This is a genomic window from Thermogutta sp., assembly GCF_014359955.1.
In the GTDB taxonomy this organism is placed as follows: domain Bacteria; phylum Planctomycetota; class Planctomycetia; order Pirellulales; family Thermoguttaceae; genus Thermogutta.
In genome coordinates this window covers 1-1,370 of sequence record NZ_JACIYL010001005.1, presented here as the reverse complement: position 1 = coordinate 1,370, position 1,370 = coordinate 1, and the positions used below count along the sequence as shown (strand labels likewise).

Annotated in this window: 1 pseudogene; it reads left to right on the top strand. The window is 56.1% G+C overall.

The window, feature by feature from the left end:
• Window positions 1-412: 412 nt before the first annotated feature.
• Window positions 413-1,370, top strand: a pseudogene (locus H5U08_RS18945) (hypothetical protein); the annotation flags it as partial.

The following is a 1,370-nucleotide window of genomic DNA, read 5'->3' as shown; positions in this document are numbered from 1 at the left end:
CTGTTTGAGGAAATCTCTCCGGGAAAAGTTTTGTGCCGCCAGAGATGTGTTGCTCGCCATGATCGTTCTCCCTTCTAAACGGGACTCAGGACAACTCTCTTGAGTTTGTGCCCGTATTGTATGCCTGGAGCCAGAAAAATCCTATCGCGACCGGCATGAAAAGGTGAGAGTCCAGCCGTTGCCACGGAAGTAAGGATTGACCGGTTCCTTTCGTGGAATGTTGGTCAGGGATAGTCACAGGACAATCTCAAAGGGCTTATCTGCACGAACGAAGGGCGCTATCGAAACGGCTCGAAATGTTTCTTACAATAGTGGTCGGTTAATCGGGGAGCAATGCCCGGTGGGGCGGGCAGCAAAACGTTTTGTCATGACACAGGCCGTTCGATCATTTCCTAGAGGAAAGGGAATATCCATGATCCGGCGCCAAAGGTGGTGGCTCTCTGTGGCCGTCTTTCTCGTTCTGGGTTCTGGCTGGCCAATGGCTTGGGCGGGGGAACTTTGGGTGGGTTCAGCCACCGTTGAGATTACTCCTCCCCGGCCGGTGGCACTGGAGGGACAATTTCACACGCGAGTCGCCGGCCGGGTTGAAACGCCTCTGGTTGCGACGGCCCTGGTCCTGGAGTCCCGCGAGAAGGATCGAACGAAGGATCATGCCGTCATGGTGTCTTGCGACTTGGTCGGAATACCGGAGGCAGTCCTACAAAAAGTACGCGAGCGGATATCACAATCTATCCCACAGATTTCTCCAGAAAAGATAATTCTCACCGCGACCCACACCCACACGGCCCCCGTGGTGACGGAGAGAAAGTACGTCATTCCCGATAACGGTGTCATGACCGTTTCTGAATACGTGACCTTTTTCGTGGATCAGGTTGCTGCGGCTGTGCAGGAGGCCTGGCAAAACCGCCAGGTGGCGCAATGGGGCTACGGTTTAGGCTATGCGGTGGTAGGACACAATCGCCGAGCAGTTTACGCGGACGGGCATGCCGTCATGTATGGCCGTACGGATGTACCGAACTTTCGCCATTTGGAAAGTGGAACTGATCCGGCGGTGCAACTTTTGTTCTTTACGGATCGTTCCGGAACGTTGCTGGCCATGGCGATTGAGGTGGCCTGCCCATCACAGGAGGTTGAAGGTCGATCCACTGTCCATGCCGATTTTTGGCATTTCGTACGGCAAGAACTTTGGCGCCGGCTGGGTCGCAAAGTCGATATCCTGGCGTGGTGCGGCGCCGCGGGGGACCTCTCTCCGCACCTTCTGTTGCGCAAGGCAGCCGAGGAACGGATGCTCCGGCTCCGCGGCCTCGACGCGCTCCAGGAAATCTCCCGTCGCATCAGCGAGACGGTGATGGATGTTTACAATGTGGCAC